The organism is Lysinibacillus sp. RU7 (assembly GCF_057837305.1).
Genome location: NZ_JBYQFK010000001.1, coordinates 21,634 through 36,530, shown reverse-complemented (window position 1 = coordinate 36,530; position 14,897 = coordinate 21,634). Strand labels below are relative to the sequence as shown.

Annotated in this window: 13 protein-coding genes; all 13 read right to left on the bottom strand. The window is 38.1% G+C overall.

Features of this window, described 5'->3' with window-relative positions; translation table 11 throughout:
- Window positions 1-3 precede the first annotated feature (3 nt).
- Complete coding sequence (locus AC3II9_RS00160) at window positions 4-1,329, bottom strand: UDP-glucose dehydrogenase family protein (RefSeq protein WP_489152454.1); 1,326 nt, start codon at window positions 1,327-1,329, stop codon at window positions 4-6.
- A complete protein-coding gene (gene galU, locus AC3II9_RS00155) occupies window positions 1,326-2,225 on the bottom strand; it encodes a UTP--glucose-1-phosphate uridylyltransferase GalU (RefSeq protein WP_489152452.1) in 900 nt (299 codons plus the stop codon). The genes AC3II9_RS00160 and galU overlap by 4 nt, the downstream gene beginning before the upstream one ends.
- 769 nt (window positions 2,226-2,994) lie before the next feature.
- Window positions 2,995-3,900, bottom strand: coding sequence for an LCP family glycopolymer transferase (locus AC3II9_RS00150; RefSeq protein ID WP_489152450.1), 906 nt, complete (start codon window positions 3,898-3,900; stop codon window positions 2,995-2,997).
- Window positions 3,901-3,936: 36 nt separating this feature from the next.
- A complete protein-coding gene (locus AC3II9_RS00145; protein ID WP_489152448.1) occupies window positions 3,937-4,707 on the bottom strand; it encodes a tyrosine-protein phosphatase in 771 nt (256 codons plus the stop codon).
- A gap of 773 nt (window positions 4,708-5,480) precedes the next feature.
- Window positions 5,481-7,034, bottom strand: coding sequence for a ribonuclease Y (gene rny / locus AC3II9_RS00140; RefSeq protein ID WP_489152759.1), 1,554 nt, complete (start codon window positions 7,032-7,034; stop codon window positions 5,481-5,483).
- A gap of 550 nt (window positions 7,035-7,584) precedes the next feature.
- Window positions 7,585-8,652 (bottom strand): recombinase RecA, encoded by a 1,068-nt coding sequence (gene recA, locus AC3II9_RS00135; protein WP_489152447.1) that lies wholly within the window; start codon window positions 8,650-8,652, stop codon window positions 7,585-7,587.
- Between the two features lie 150 nt (window positions 8,653-8,802).
- Window positions 8,803-10,059 (bottom strand): competence/damage-inducible protein A, encoded by a 1,257-nt coding sequence (locus AC3II9_RS00130; RefSeq protein WP_489152446.1) that lies wholly within the window; start codon window positions 10,057-10,059, stop codon window positions 8,803-8,805.
- Between the two features lie 12 nt (window positions 10,060-10,071).
- Window positions 10,072-10,650, bottom strand: a complete 579-nt coding sequence (gene pgsA, locus AC3II9_RS00125) for a CDP-diacylglycerol--glycerol-3-phosphate 3-phosphatidyltransferase (protein ID WP_489152444.1) — start codon at window positions 10,648-10,650, stop codon at window positions 10,072-10,074.
- A gap of 46 nt (window positions 10,651-10,696) precedes the next feature.
- Window positions 10,697-11,575, bottom strand: coding sequence for a helix-turn-helix domain-containing protein (locus AC3II9_RS00120; protein ID WP_489152442.1), 879 nt, complete (start codon window positions 11,573-11,575; stop codon window positions 10,697-10,699).
- 11 nt (window positions 11,576-11,586) lie between these two features.
- Window positions 11,587-12,375, bottom strand: a complete 789-nt coding sequence (locus AC3II9_RS00115; RefSeq protein WP_489152440.1) for a DUF3388 domain-containing protein — start codon at window positions 12,373-12,375, stop codon at window positions 11,587-11,589.
- Between the two features lie 198 nt (window positions 12,376-12,573).
- A complete protein-coding gene (locus tag AC3II9_RS00110) occupies window positions 12,574-12,828 on the bottom strand; it encodes a DUF3243 domain-containing protein (protein ID WP_391366530.1) in 255 nt (84 codons plus the stop codon).
- 42 nt (window positions 12,829-12,870) lie between these two features.
- On the bottom strand, window positions 12,871-13,599 hold the full coding sequence (ymfI, locus tag AC3II9_RS00105) for an elongation factor P 5-aminopentanone reductase (protein WP_489152438.1): 729 nt from the start codon (window positions 13,597-13,599) through the stop codon (window positions 12,871-12,873).
- A complete protein-coding gene (gene yfmH / locus AC3II9_RS00100; protein ID WP_489152437.1) occupies window positions 13,599-14,897 on the bottom strand; it encodes an EF-P 5-aminopentanol modification-associated protein YfmH in 1,299 nt (432 codons plus the stop codon). The genes ymfI and yfmH overlap by 1 nt, the downstream gene beginning before the upstream one ends.

The following is a 14,897-nucleotide window of genomic DNA, read 5'->3' as shown; positions in this document are numbered from 1 at the left end:
TATCTAGTAATAAATTGTCGGTTTAATAGTATTTACAACAGATCTACCAACTGAATGATATTCAATTTGAAAACTTTCTACTGTCTTTAATTCAAAACAATTCCTACCATCAATAACGAGTGGGTATTTCATTGTATTAAAAATCATTAAATCTATATTTTTAATCTCTTGCCACTCAGTAAGAATTAATGTTGCATCTGCATCTTTAATTGCTTTCTCGATCGTATCTACATATATGGTAGAAGGAGCGAGTATTTTTTTAGCATTTTCTTCTGCAACTAGATCATATGCATACACATTGGCCCCAGAGTTAACAAGCTCATTTACGATGAATATAGAAGGAGCTTCCCGCATATCATCTGTATTTGGCTTAAAAGCTAAACCGAGAATCGCAATTTTTTTGTTCTTGACCTTCCCAAGTCGTTCATAAACGATGTCTAATAATTTTCGCTGTTGTTTTTGATTAACATTTACAACACCCTTTAATACTTCAAAATCGTACTTTACGTTACCAGCAATTTGAATTAATGCTTTCGTATCTTTTGGGAAACAGGAACCACCGTATCCTATACCAGCTTTTAAAAATTCGGGACCTATTCGTTTATCAAGCCCCATCCCAAGTGCAACTTGCTCAACATCAGCTCCCACTCTTTCGCAAATATTGGCAATTTCATTAATAAAGCTAATCTTCGTAGCTAAAAAAGCGTTGGATGCATATTTTATCATTTCTGCACTTCGTCTATCTGTTTTGTAAATAGGCATTTGTAATGGTTTATTAATTTCTTCCATTCTCTTTGCTGCTTGCTCACTATTGGCTCCAATGACAATGCGATCACCATAAAACGCATCAAAAATGGCCGATCCTTCTCGTAAAAATTCAGGATTTGAAACTACTTCGATATTTATATGGTATAATTTATGAAGATCGATTATTTGCTGTAATCGATCATTCGTGCCAACTGGCACAGTACTCTTGGTCACAACAATCGTATCTTTCTTGGCGGTCAGAGCGATTGTTGTGGCAACATCTTCCACATACTTTAAGTTGGCTGAACCATCTTCATTTTCTGGTGTTCCTACAGCAATATAAATGGTATCAACTTCCCTAAATCCTTCCGCATGGCTAGAGGTAAAAGTCAATCTTCCCGTCTTTATATTTTTTCTCATCAATTCTGATAAACCGGGTTCATAAATAGGGGCTATTCCTTTTTTCATTCGTTTTACTTTTGCTTCGTCAACATCAATGCATATAACATGATGCCCTGCTTCCGATAAAGTCACCCCGGTTACTAGCCCTACATATCCTGTCCCCACTACTGCTAATTTCAATATAATCCCTCCGATATGAAGGAGTTAGTTGAATCATATTGAATTTTTTCTATCATTTTGCGAACATGTAAAGCTAACTCTTCATTCTCAAGCGCAAACTCGATTGTCGTAAGAATAAACCCTAATTTTTCTCCAACATCATATCGTTTACCTTGAAAGTTATAAGCAAATACAGGTTGAACTGCATTCAATTTTTGAATGGCATCTGTCAGCTGAATTTCTCCACCAGCACCGATTTCTTGCTGCTCCAAGAAATCAAATATTTCTGGCGTTAATATATAACGTCCCATAATAGCTAAATCAGATGGGGCTGTACCGAGTTCGGGCTTTTCAACAAATTTTCGAACTTCATATATCCTACCTTTATTCCGAATTGGGTCAATAATTCCATAGCGATTCGTTTCTTCATGTGTCACTTGCTGCACACCTATGATAGAACTATTCATTTTTTCATATTGATTCATTAATTGTCTAATACATGGTGTATTTGCCTTTACGATGTCATCTCCTAATAACACAGCAAACGGTTCATTTCCAATGAACTTTCGTGCACACCATACCGCATGCCCTAACCCTTTTGGCTCTTTTTGTCTTATATAGTGAATGTTGATATTAGATGACTTAGTTACTTTATCTAAAAGATCTAACTTCCCCTTATCTTTTAAATTTTGTTCTAGCTCCCAATTTCGATCGAAATGATCTTCAATTGCTCGCTTTCCTTTTCCTGTAACGATAATAATATCTTCAATTCCAGAAAGTATTGCTTCTTCTACGATATACTCAATTGTAGGTCGATCCACAATCGGTAATATTTCTTTAGGTATTGCTTTAGTGGCTGGTAAAAAACGAGTACCCATACCTGCTGCAGGAATAATCGCTTTTTTTACTTTTTTCACAAAAACATCCTTTCAATCGATAATATACAAAAAAACAAAGAGTAATTATAATCCCTAACTTCGCTTAATTCTTTCATCTTAGCAGTTTTTTAATAAAACCCCTTTTGTATGAATCGCTTAAAAAAGGATAAAAAGTTTACAATGTATAAAAATAGTGCATTTAGATTAATTACCTGTGAATTAAAACAAAAAACATTTTCATCCTACAAAATCACTTATTTTCAGATGCCCTTATCAATTTTATTAATATTAATCAAAAAATATTACAAAATACACAATTAATAATTAGTTATTTTTAACTATTTATAGCACAACTTCAAAAGTCACGGTGTGAATATAGAATACATAAAGTAAATGAGTATAACTTGTCCATAACTGGTCAAATAACACGGCAAAACCACTTGCCTATGTGCACTTATGGAGAATGTACTCAAAAGATGGAGTGAGAATTTTATAAAGGATGGGGCGTTATGAAATAGCTTGTATTTCAAAAAATAGGATGGAATGGATTCAGTTATAGTGGTTAAAAACGAGGCAAGAAATGATATAGGCTATCTATAAAAAGGCAGATGAGATGAAGCAGATTTTCAACACATGCTTCATCTTGCGGAGAAAAGTAAAGGGAATTTATTCGTTATATAGAAGGGTTTACAAAATAAAGGATAAGCGCTCTCTTCATAAAGAAGTTGCCTTACCCTTTTCATATTTCCTCAAAAACACATGGAATATAAGATTTTTCATCACTAGCAAATTTTCATACGTTTTGTCCTTAAAGCTCCAAGTGCTCCTGCAATAGCTTTTGAATCGTTTCCAGTTCGGCTTCATTTGGCATGTAATAATAGATGCCATTCATCATTTTCCCTGAACCATTCGTTAAATAAAGTTGTTCCATATTTTTTAAACTGCTAGCATAATTTTTACGAATGTCTAAAAGCTCTTCGAACATTATATTGATTTGTACATTTTTTTCTAACGTTTGGAATATCGCTTGATAGTTCCATGCCGTATTCAATGAAATGACTTCCTTTAGAACACCTTGTATGACTTGTTTTTGACGATTTTGGCGACCGAAGTCACCCTCTGGATCTTCGTAACGCATACGCACATATTTCAATGCTTTTTCTCCATCTAATTCAAGTTCACCAATTGGAAAATGTTCATCCTCGTAATAAAAATCTAACGTGTTATCAACGGAAATACCGCCGACAATATTTATAATATCGGTAAAGCTTTCCATGTTGACTTGTGCAACATAATCTATTGGGATATCAAGAAAGTTTTCCACTGTTTTCATCGACATTTCGATACCGCCAAAAGCATAGGCATGATTAATTTTATCTTTTATATCCATTCCAATAATGGCTGTATACGTATCACGTGGAATGCTTAACATTTTAGTTGTCTTAAGCGTTGGGTTAACTGTTAGTACAATAATGGTATCTGAGCGACCACTATCCCCCTCTCGTTCATCCACACCTAAAATAAGCGCGGAAAAAGGATCCTTTGAGGCAACATCCACTACTTCAGTTCTTTTTTCAGATCGTTCATCTTGAAGCGGTGTATATAATTCTTCTGCTGTACTTTTGAAATCTTGATACATTTTGAAGAGGATTGTGAAACTAATAATGCACAATACGCCCATTATAATCGTTATCCATTTCAATACTCTTTTCATCGATGTCCTCCACAGTCTTTATACAAGTTCATTCTGTTACAAACTAAATATTTTCCACCACTTAGATCGAGCTATCTCACCCGGTTCTTGAATAAGAAGAGGCTTATTTTGAATGACTCGTGCATTGTTTTCAAGTAAAATATCAACGGCATCTAACGCTTTTCTTTTTTCTAAATAACGAAGACCTGCGTCAAATAAAAAAGGCCGAAATACTAAATGATGAGTGTCTGAACCATACGTATGCACTAAATTGGTCTTTACTAGCTGAAGCGCAATCTGTTGTATCTTACGTCCAAAATGGCCTGCTAAACTGCCTGCTGTGATTTGTGCAACAGCCCCTTCACGAATGAGTCGTTCTAAATAAATAGGTCTTTCAGCAATGGCTTTATTTCGTTCTGGGTGTGCGATTATAGGGATGATACCCTCTATTAATAATTGCCGAATAATGTTCGTCGTATAATAAGGTACATGGTCTGATGGTAACTCTAATAGGAGATAGTTAGAATGGGCTAATGTGTGGATTTTCTTTTCCCGATGAAGTGAAAGTATTTTTTCGGATAATCGTACCTCATGCCCAGTATGAAGCGTTAATGGAACCCCATTACTTTTAAGCTTCTCTTGTAACGTATAAATTTGGTCATTCACTTTCTTATACTCTACATCATATTGAGGATGATACCTATGTGGAGTGGCAATGATTTCCGTAATTCCTTCTTGCACAGCTTGCGCTAACATGTGCATCGTTTCTTCTATGGAGCTTGGACCATCATCAACATCCCACAAAATATGTGCATGGATATCAATCACGCGTACCCCTCCTATATGTTCATTATTTTCCCCACTAAAAATAACTTCGAATCACCGTATGTATTGGATGGATGTCTTAAATTATGTTTATATTACCCATATTATTAATAATCATGGTTCATCACCAAAAGTCGGGGGTTGCCTTATATACATGGCACACTCCTCTCCGAGCGGATGCTTTCCGCGGGCATGGCTTCAGTCTCCTCGTCGTTCGTCCCTCACTCCTGCGGGGCCTTCAGCTCATGCGATTCCCGCTGGAGTCACCGCTCTCCGTTCCGTGTGCTACCTACTTCTACATAAATTATTTGCTATAAAAATGATTTTGCTATAGGTGGAACACAGATTCTGATGAAGAAGTATTCATTTTTGCCATAGCGTACTATTTATTGTTATAGAAGCCAAGCTTTACTTCACAATGGAAACGTGCTGTGGTGAAGTATAAAGGTTACAATAATTTTTACTATTTTTGTATTTTTCGTTCATTACGAATTGATAAAATAAAGTGTTTGTTGATTGGAGTGGAAGCTGGGCGACTCCTGGGGGATTAGCGTCCTAGATGAGACCCTGGACTGAGCGTAGCGAGGGAAGCGGCTCATCGGACGCCCCCCGGAAAGCGCCCAGCTGGAACGGAAATCAACCCCAAGTTACGGTGATGAGCCAGAATCATACATATCCCCCATAATCACCATCATTGCATGATCTCATTTATCTGTTCACTAAATAGAAAAAGGTAACCGCTTGTTTTTTCAAACAAGCAATTACCTTTTAACATTTTACTTCGCGTATTCTACCGCTCGTGTTTCGCGGATGACGGTTACTTTAATATGACCCGGATAATCGAGCTCTTCTTCGATGCGTTTACGAATGTCGCGTGCTAGGCGATGAGAGGCAAGATCGTCAATTTTGTCTGGTTGGACGATAATGCGAATTTCTCGACCTGCTTGAATCGCATACGATTTTTCAACACCGTCGTAGCTTTCAGAAATTTCCTCCAGCTTTTCTAAACGACGAATATAATTTTCAAGTGTTTCGCTACGTGCTCCCGGACGCGCAGCTGATAACGCATCAGCGGCAGCAACTAATACAGCAATAACAGAAGTCGCTTCTGTGTCACCGTGGTGAGAAGCAATACTGTTAATAACAACTGGATGCTCCTTATATTTCGTTGCCAGCTCTACACCGATTTCAACGTGGCTACCTTCTACTTCATGGTCAATTGCTTTACCGATGTCATGTAGTAAACCTGCACGCTTCGCTAGCGTTACATCTTCCCCTAGTTCCGCAGCAAGTAGACCTGCTAAATGAGCTACCTCGATGGAATGCTTTAATACGTTTTGACCGTAACTTGTACGATACTTCATACGTCCTAAAATCTTCATTAAATCTGGATGTAAATTGTGGATGCCTACTTCAAATGTTGTTTGCTCACCTGTTTCGCGAATTTGCTCGTCCACTTCACGGCGTGATTTTTCCACCATTTCTTCAATACGAGCTGGGTGAATACGACCATCTTGCACTAGCTTTTCAAGTGCTAGACGTGCTGTTTCACGGCGAATTGGGTCAAAACCAGATAATATAACAGCTTCCGGTGTATCATCAATAATTAAATCGATACCCGTAAGTGTTTCAAGCGTACGAATGTTACGACCTTCTCGACCGATAATACGACCTTTCATTTCGTCATTCGGTAAATTCACAACCGATACAGTTGTTTCGGCTACATGGTCTGCAGCAAAACGCTGTAACGCAAGTGATAAAATTTCGCGTGCTTTTTTGTCAGAGTCTTCTTTTGCACGTGTTTCGGCTTCTTTTGTCATAAGCGCAATATCAGTTGATAATTCATTTTCAACTTCTTTTAGAATAATATCTTTCGCTTCTTCACGTGTTAAAGCAGCAATACGTTCTAGTTCTGACTTTTGAGCCGCAACAAGCTCTTCCACTTTGCTTTCCATCTGTTCAATATGCTGTTGTCTTTCGGCTAAAGCTTCCTCTTTACGCTCTAAGCCTGTTTCTCTTTTGTTCAGAGCATCATCCTTGCGATCAAGATTTTCTTCTCTTTGCAATAAACGGTTCTCTTGTTTCTGAAGTTCTGAGCGACGTTCACGAATGTCATTCTCAGCTTCAGTACGAAATTTGTGAGTTTCATCTTTTGCTTCAAGCAGTGCTTCTTTTTTCAATGCATCAGCTTCACGTTTTGCTTCTTCAACAATCGTATTAGCCTGATGTTTTGCACCAGTTACTTTTGATTCATTCACTTGTTTCATGTAGAAATAGATAACAGCGGCACCGACGATGAATCCAAGCAAAGCAGGAATAATCATTTCCATCATTTAATCCCTCCTACTTGCTCATTATGTCTGATGTTCCAGTTAGCGAATATTAGAATAAACTAATATATGCCTATTTCATTTCAAATGTAAGAAATTATACATGATTAATTGTATAGTTCAATACTAGGTCTGTCAAGGATTCCCGCCGTTTGTGCTTGGCGGTACCATATGTATTTTACTAGATATATCTATATGTATTTAATTATTTTGGCGTGCGTGTGTTTAATTTAAAAGATAGATTTAACTCATGACGAGGAAACATACACTCCCAAAAACACCAGGTAAATGTTAAAAAACATTAAAATTATGTTAGCCCCCGTGCTAAGGCAAGAGTAAATAATTCTTAATAGTTTAACAATGAAGTCCCCTTATTTTAAACCGCAGCTATTTTCTTTAAATTCGTACATACGGTGCTGGTCCACTCGCTACGCCAATCAACAAGCATTTTATGTAACGTCCTGTCTAGGCTACACTTTCGGTATGAACTAAAAACCCCACTCAACTTAAAAGTGAGTGGGGACAGACTGTTTTTAAGTTTCACCTGAAATTATTCTTCGCCTAAATCAAGTAGTAATTCGTCGTCCATTTCTTCATCTTCGTCGTGGCCACCAATTGTATATGAATTACCTACACCAATACCGTAAGCTTCACGAATTTTATCTGCAATTTCATCGCGAACTGCATGATTTTCTTTTAAGTATTGTTTTGCATTTTCACGCCCTTGTCCTAGACGCTCGTCGCCATATGCATACCAAGAGCCACTCTTTTGAATGATGTCTAAATCTGCTCCTAAGTCTACAATTTCGCCTTCTTTTGAAATCCCTTCACCATACATGATATCCACTTCAGCTGTACGGAATGGTGGCGCTACTTTATTTTTTACAATCTTAATTTTTGTTTTATTTCCGACCATTTCAGTCCCTTGCTTAATTGTTTCAGCACGGCGAACTTCTAAACGTACAGAAGAGTAGAACTTTAATGCACGTCCACCAGGTGTTGTTTCAGGATTACCAAACATAACACCGATTTTTTCACGTATTTGGTTAATAAAAATAGCTAATGTTTTTGATTTATTAATAGCGCCTGATAATTTACGTAGCGCTTGTGACATTAAACGCGCTTGTAAACCAACGTGTGAGTCACCCATCTCTCCTTCAATCTCTGCTTTTGGTACTAATGCTGCGACAGAGTCGATAACGAGAATATCAATGGCACCGGAACGTACTAACGCTTCTGCAATTTCTAAAGCTTGCTCGCCTGTATCTGGCTGAGATAATAGTAACTCATCAATATTTACACCTAGTTTTTGTGCATAGACAGGATCTAATGCGTGCTCTGCATCGATAAACGCAGCCTGCCCACCGTTTGCTTGAACTTCAGCAATCGCATGTAGGGCTACTGTTGTTTTACCTGAAGATTCCGGTCCATAAATTTCGATAATACGACCACGTGGATAGCCACCTACGCCAAGTGCTGCATCAAGCGCTAATGATCCACTTGAAGAAGTTTCAATTTGGCGGTCAGTCGTTTCTCCTAGCTTCATAATTGAGCCTTTGCCGAATTGTTTTTCAATTTGTTTTAACGCCATATCTAAGGCAGCTTTACGATCACTCACAAATGTGTCCTCCTTTAATTACGAACTGCTTTCGTTATGTCTTTATTATACTTCTTATTGAGACAAACCACAAGAAAAAAGCGAACATATTTTCGTTTATTAGCCAAAATAAAAATTTGGGCAACTTTCTATACCCAAATTTCTATTTTCTTATATTTTTCGATAGCCCTTTTCTACAAGTTGGCGCATTAAATAACTAAATGTAAACTTTACTGCGCGGAGGCGATTCGTATTACGCGAACCTGATAGCTGTAAACGATATGTAATAGGTGGCTCTTGCCCAATGCTTAAACCAATCCAAATGGTACCGGGCGGCTCATTGCCATGCGCTTTAGGACCTGCTGCTCCCGTTAAACCGACACCAATATCGGTGCCAAATTTTTCGCGTACTTTAAAGGCCATTTCAGCTGCGCATTCACTACTTACCACACTATATTGAGCTAATGTTTCAGCTGACACACCTAACTGTTCCATTTTCACCTGCTCATTATATGTTACAAGACCGCCTACTAACGCCTGACCCACACCTGGAATTTCTGCTAATTCTGATTGAAATAGCCCTGCTGTTAAGCTTTCTGCTGCTGCAATCGTTAAGCCATTTTCAAGTAGCATTTCCACTGTTTTAGATGCTAAAGAGTCATCATCTACCCCGTAACAGTACTCTCCAACAATATCTAAAATCTCTGCCTTTTTTGCTTCGATTAATGACCATGCTTCCTCTTCACTATCTGCTTTTGCCGTAATGCGTAATGTGACTTCTCCATCGGATGTAAGTGGGGCAACAGTTGGATTAGATTGCTGATCTAAAATATCCTGTACACGCACCTCTAGCTCCGCTTCACCAATCCCATAAAATCGCAGGACATGAGAAACAATCATCGCACCTTGTGTCAGTTTTTTAGCGAGGCGTGTCTTTGCCTCAAATTGAAACATCGGATGTAATTCTTTCGGTGGTCCTGGCAATAAAATATACGTATGTTCACCGCGCTCAAGCAACATCCCTGGAGCCATCCCGTGATGATTTGCTAGTACATCACATCCCTCTAGCACAAGTGCTTGCTTCCGATTATTTTCCGTCATCTCACGTCCACGACTAGCAAAAAAATCTTGGATATAGCTTAATGCCACTGGATCAAATGTTAAGTCAACACCTAAATGACGTGCAATTGTTTCCTTTGTTAAATCATCTTTCGTAGGCCCTAATCCACCAGAGAAAATAATACAATCTGCACGTTTTTCCGCAATAAGAATGGCATCCTCTAAACGCTGTGGATTATCGCCAACAACTGTATGATAGTATACATTAATCCCAAGTTCAGAAAGCTGACTCGAAATAAATTTTGCATTTGTGTTCGTAATTTGTCCTAGCAGTAGTTCTGAACCTACTGCGATAATTTCTGCATTCATAAATGACCTCCTTTATTTAGAGTCTAATAACACACGACGATTTAAATAGAAATAGTCCCAGCCAGACCAAACGGTAAAGAATAGTGCTACATATAAGGCAATATCATCAAATGGAATACCGATTAATGCGAAAATGGTATTATGTAAAAATAGCGCTGAAATCGCCACAATTTGAGCCCACGTTTTAATTTTACCAAGTTGATTGGCGGCAACCACTTCTCCTTGACCAGCTAAAATAAGGCGTAGACCTGTTACGGCAAATTCTCGCGAAATGATGAGAATAACAATCCAAGCAGGTGCGAGCCTAAGCTCTACTAGTAAAATAAATGCTGCTGATACTAATAATTTGTCCGCAAGTGGGTCTAAAAATTTTCCCATATTCGTGACTAAATTGTATTTTCTTGCATAGTAACCGTCCACCCAGTCCGTTACTGAAGCAAGTATAAAAATGATTGCACCGACGAAATGATTAATGGGCATTTCTGCACCAAACAGTTCCATCGTTCCCCACCCAAAGTCAAACAATATTACAATCATAAAAACGGGAATTAAGCAAATACGCGAGACTGTAATCTTATTTGGAATATTCATTTGTTAAACACCTTTCATTTGAAACAAAGTAGTCATCCTTAGATGACTACTCAGCTTGTTGTTCTTGAACGAATTGAATGATAAAGTTTTGCGTTGTACGATCTGACGGTGATGTTAATAGTTCATCATTTACATACACTTTTGCACTTGGCACACTACCCACACGAATACGTACATAGCCGTCTGCTGTCGCATCGTATTCTACCGTTTCACCCGGATTGTATACTCTTCCTAAGTTGTCGACACCTTGTGTATTACGGAATGCAATCCAGCTTGCATTACTTGTGATTTCAACTCGAATTTTTAACTGATCCGTACCAGATACTTCAAAGTTGACATCATCCCCATTGATCGCACCTGGTGAAATAGCTTGTGCAACAGTCGGAGGCTCTTCTTCCTCTACTGGCTCTTCTTCATCTACAGCACCTTCTGCATCATCTGTATTCGGTTCATTTGTTTGTGGTTTGACATACTCTACTGGTGGTGATTCCTCATCCACGATACTTGGAGATTCTTTTGATTTTGCCCAATATAAAATTGAAATAACAGCAATAATCACAATGATAAATAATGCGACAGTAATTTTCGGCATCATTTCCATCGTTTTATTCGAAGAACGATTGGCTAGTTTACGACGACTCGGACTTTGCGTATAAGACTGCACTACTTCTTCTGTTTGAGAACCCGGTACATCTTTTTTAAATTGATCTAATAATTCTTCTGGGTCTAGTCCGACTGCTTCAGCGTATTGTTTAATGAAGGCTCGAACGTAAAAAGAACCCGGCATAATCGAATAGTTTCCCTCTTCAATACCAATTAAATAACGCTTTTGGATTTTCGTTATTTCTTGTAAATCTTCTAAGCTATATCCTTTAGCTAATCTCGCTTCCTTGAGGCGAGCTCCTAGTTCTGTCAACAATAACACCTACTTTTTATTTAAAAATTAAAGCCCCCGAAATCATTTACTGAAGACAACATATTGTTTTTTTCAATGATTTCATACGTAATTTCTTCATCTGGATTATTACGTAATTCAATAATATAATCGAAATCCTCGATTTTATATTCCGAATGCTGCACGAAAATATCGGGATGTTCGATTACTTTGATTGTGTCCATGCCCATCATTTCACGTACTAATTGCTGATGTCGTTCATCATTGGATCGTCTTGTGACCGCCCCGTCTAGTATAAAAATATTATTACCATGAAACTCGTCACCGATAAGTGCATTTCGAATCGTTTGCTTGATCATGGTGGAAGAAATAAAAATCCAGCGCTTATTTGCACAAACACTCGCTGCCACAATAGACTCCGTTTTTCCAACACGTGGCATCCCTCGAATACCGATAAGCTTATTGCCTTCTTTTTTAAAGAGCTCCGCCATAAAATCAACTAAAATTCCTAATTCACTCCGAACAAAGCGGAAGGTATTTTTCTCATCTGCATCTTTTGGAATATAATGACCATGACGAACCGCTAAACGATCACGTAACTTTGGTACGCGGAACTTCGTTACATGAATATTTTCCATCGTTGACACAATGGAAATAAACCGCTCAATCGACTCATCTTTTTCTGCTTTTACAAGCATTCCTCGACGCCCTTCATCTACCCCATTAATCGTCACAATATTTACACGAAGCATACCTAGTAATGACGCAATATCACCTAAAAGCCCCGGACGATTTACCTGAATCTCATATTCAAAATACCATTCACCCATGAATGTATCTGTCCTCTCTAATTAGAAACGCCTTAAACTCTTATAAGTTCCATGATAGCTGATTTTATATGTATTGAAAAGTTGGAAACAACGGTTTTTATATCAATATTTTAAATTTGGGCAATATCAGGGCCTTTTTATCAAATTTTTAAGGAAAATCAAAAGGGAAACCTTCGTGGCTCCCTTTTGTTGTCCATTTTAAGACACTTTATTTTCAACTAATTTTACAATACAACGTGCCATTGCTTGCTTTTCGTCAGATGAAGCAACAGACCATAAATCTGCAAGAACACGCTCTTGTTCATTTTGAGGTTCGATATTTTTGGCTAAATACTCCCCAATTTGAACAGCTGCACGGTCAATCATTTTAGATGACATCCCGTCGCTTTTCGCATCTTCTACTTTTTCACCTAAGAAATGCGTCCACTGTTGCCAGTTTTCTAAAATACCCATGTTTTCGCCTCCTCTCGCCACTAGTATGTGCGAGAATGCGAATTATATGTACCAACCACCATTTACATGAACAATTTGCCCCGTTACATAATCAGCTGCACCACTTACATAAAACCGTGTCATTTGCGCGACATCTGTCACAATTCCTAATCGTTGCAATGGAATTTCATTCACAAGCACTTGTTTTTCTTGCTCTGTTAAATGATTATTCATCTCCGTATCAATAAAACCAGGCGCAATGGCATTCACACGCACCCCGTTATAAGCCGCTTCTTGTGCATACGCTTTTACAAAGGCATGCTGCGCTCCTTTCACAGCCGAATAGACAACTTCACCAGCAGCACCGGCAGCACCCCAAATAGACCCGATAAATAATATATAGCTTGTGTCATTTGCACGCAATTTATTTGAAATAGTCGCGATAAGGCGCATCGGGTTTTGTACATGTACTCGCCACAGTTTTTCCATCTCATCAATAGGTGTATCCTCTAATAACTGAGTGTATGCATGCCCATTCGCAAAAATCACAGCCTGTACCGAAAAGAGTTGTTTCGCTAATTCGTCTGCTCCATCGCTTTTTGAAAAATCAGCTTGCACGGTAATGAACTCCTGTGTTGGATACTGTTGTTGAAGGGTCAAAGCAAGCTGCTGCACGCGTTCAATCCCACTATGAAAGTGTAGATAAAGCGACCAACCATCTTGTGCTAATTCATCACAAATTGCGCGTCCGATTGCACCAGACGCGCCACATACTAACGCAAATTTTTTCATTATTTACGTTCACTCACAGGCAGCACTTTAAATACGGTTTGTTGTTCTTCACCTTGTAGTGATGTAAATGCCTCTTGAATATCCGTTACCGTTAATTGTTCAATCGTAGGAACGACATCAAATAAATTCATCTCATTAAACTTGTAACGTGTGAATTGGTTGGCGATAAATTCTAGGGAATTTAACGCACGTAAGAAATACCCAATTCTTTTTCGCTTAATGCGTTCTACATCTTCCGTAGTGAAAAGAGAGCGGTCTTCTGCTTCTTTTAAGCGATTCTTAATCGCTTGAATTAATTTTTCAGCGTTATTTGTATCTGAGCCGATTAAAGCAAAGCCAAACCCTTTTTCAAGTGAAAAATCATAAGCATACGATTCATCAATGATACCTTGTTCATAAATATCCATATAAAAACTAGATGCACGACCAAATAAGCATTCTAGAGCAATCATGACCGCCAGCTCATGCTTTAACATGTCATTGCCTACTAAATCTACTGTTTTCGCCTTTAACCCGACATATACTTTTGGCTTTTGTACCGCCATAAAAATTTCACGGTCTTTAATCGCTACTGCTGTCGGCTCCTCATCAAATAAACTTTCTAGTGTAGGTGGTTCTGGAAATTCTTTCTTGCTTTGATTTGCTTCAATCAGTGACATCATTTCCACTGGCTCTACACCACCCACTACAAATAACAACATATTGGATGGGTGATAAAATGTGTTGTAGCATGTATATAAATGATCCGCTGTAATTTTATCGATGGATTCAATTGTTCCTGCGATATCGATTTTCACCGGATGATGTTGGTACATGTTTTCAATTGCCCCAAAATATAAGCGCCAATCTGGTAAATCATCATACATTGTAATTTCTTGCCCAATAATTCCTTTTTCCTTTTCCACTGTCGCTTCTGTGAAATACGGGCTTTGGACGAAATCTAATAATGTTTCGGTACTTTTATAAATATGGTCTGTCGCGGAAAATAAATACGCTGTACGTGTAAAAGACGTGAAAGCGTTTGCTTGTGCACCGACTTCACTAAACTTTTGGAACACATCCCCTTCTTCTTTTTCGAACATTTTATGCTCTAAAAAGTGCGCAATACCATCAGGAACGGTAATCGGCTCAGACTCACCAATCGGTATAAATGTACGATCAATCGAACCATAGTTTGTTGTAAAGGTTACATATGTTTTAGAAAAACCTTTTTTCGGTAAGATGTAGACGTCAAGACCATTGTCTAGCTGCTTATAATATAATGTCTCATCAAGCTGGTTAAATTCAATCTTTTGCAA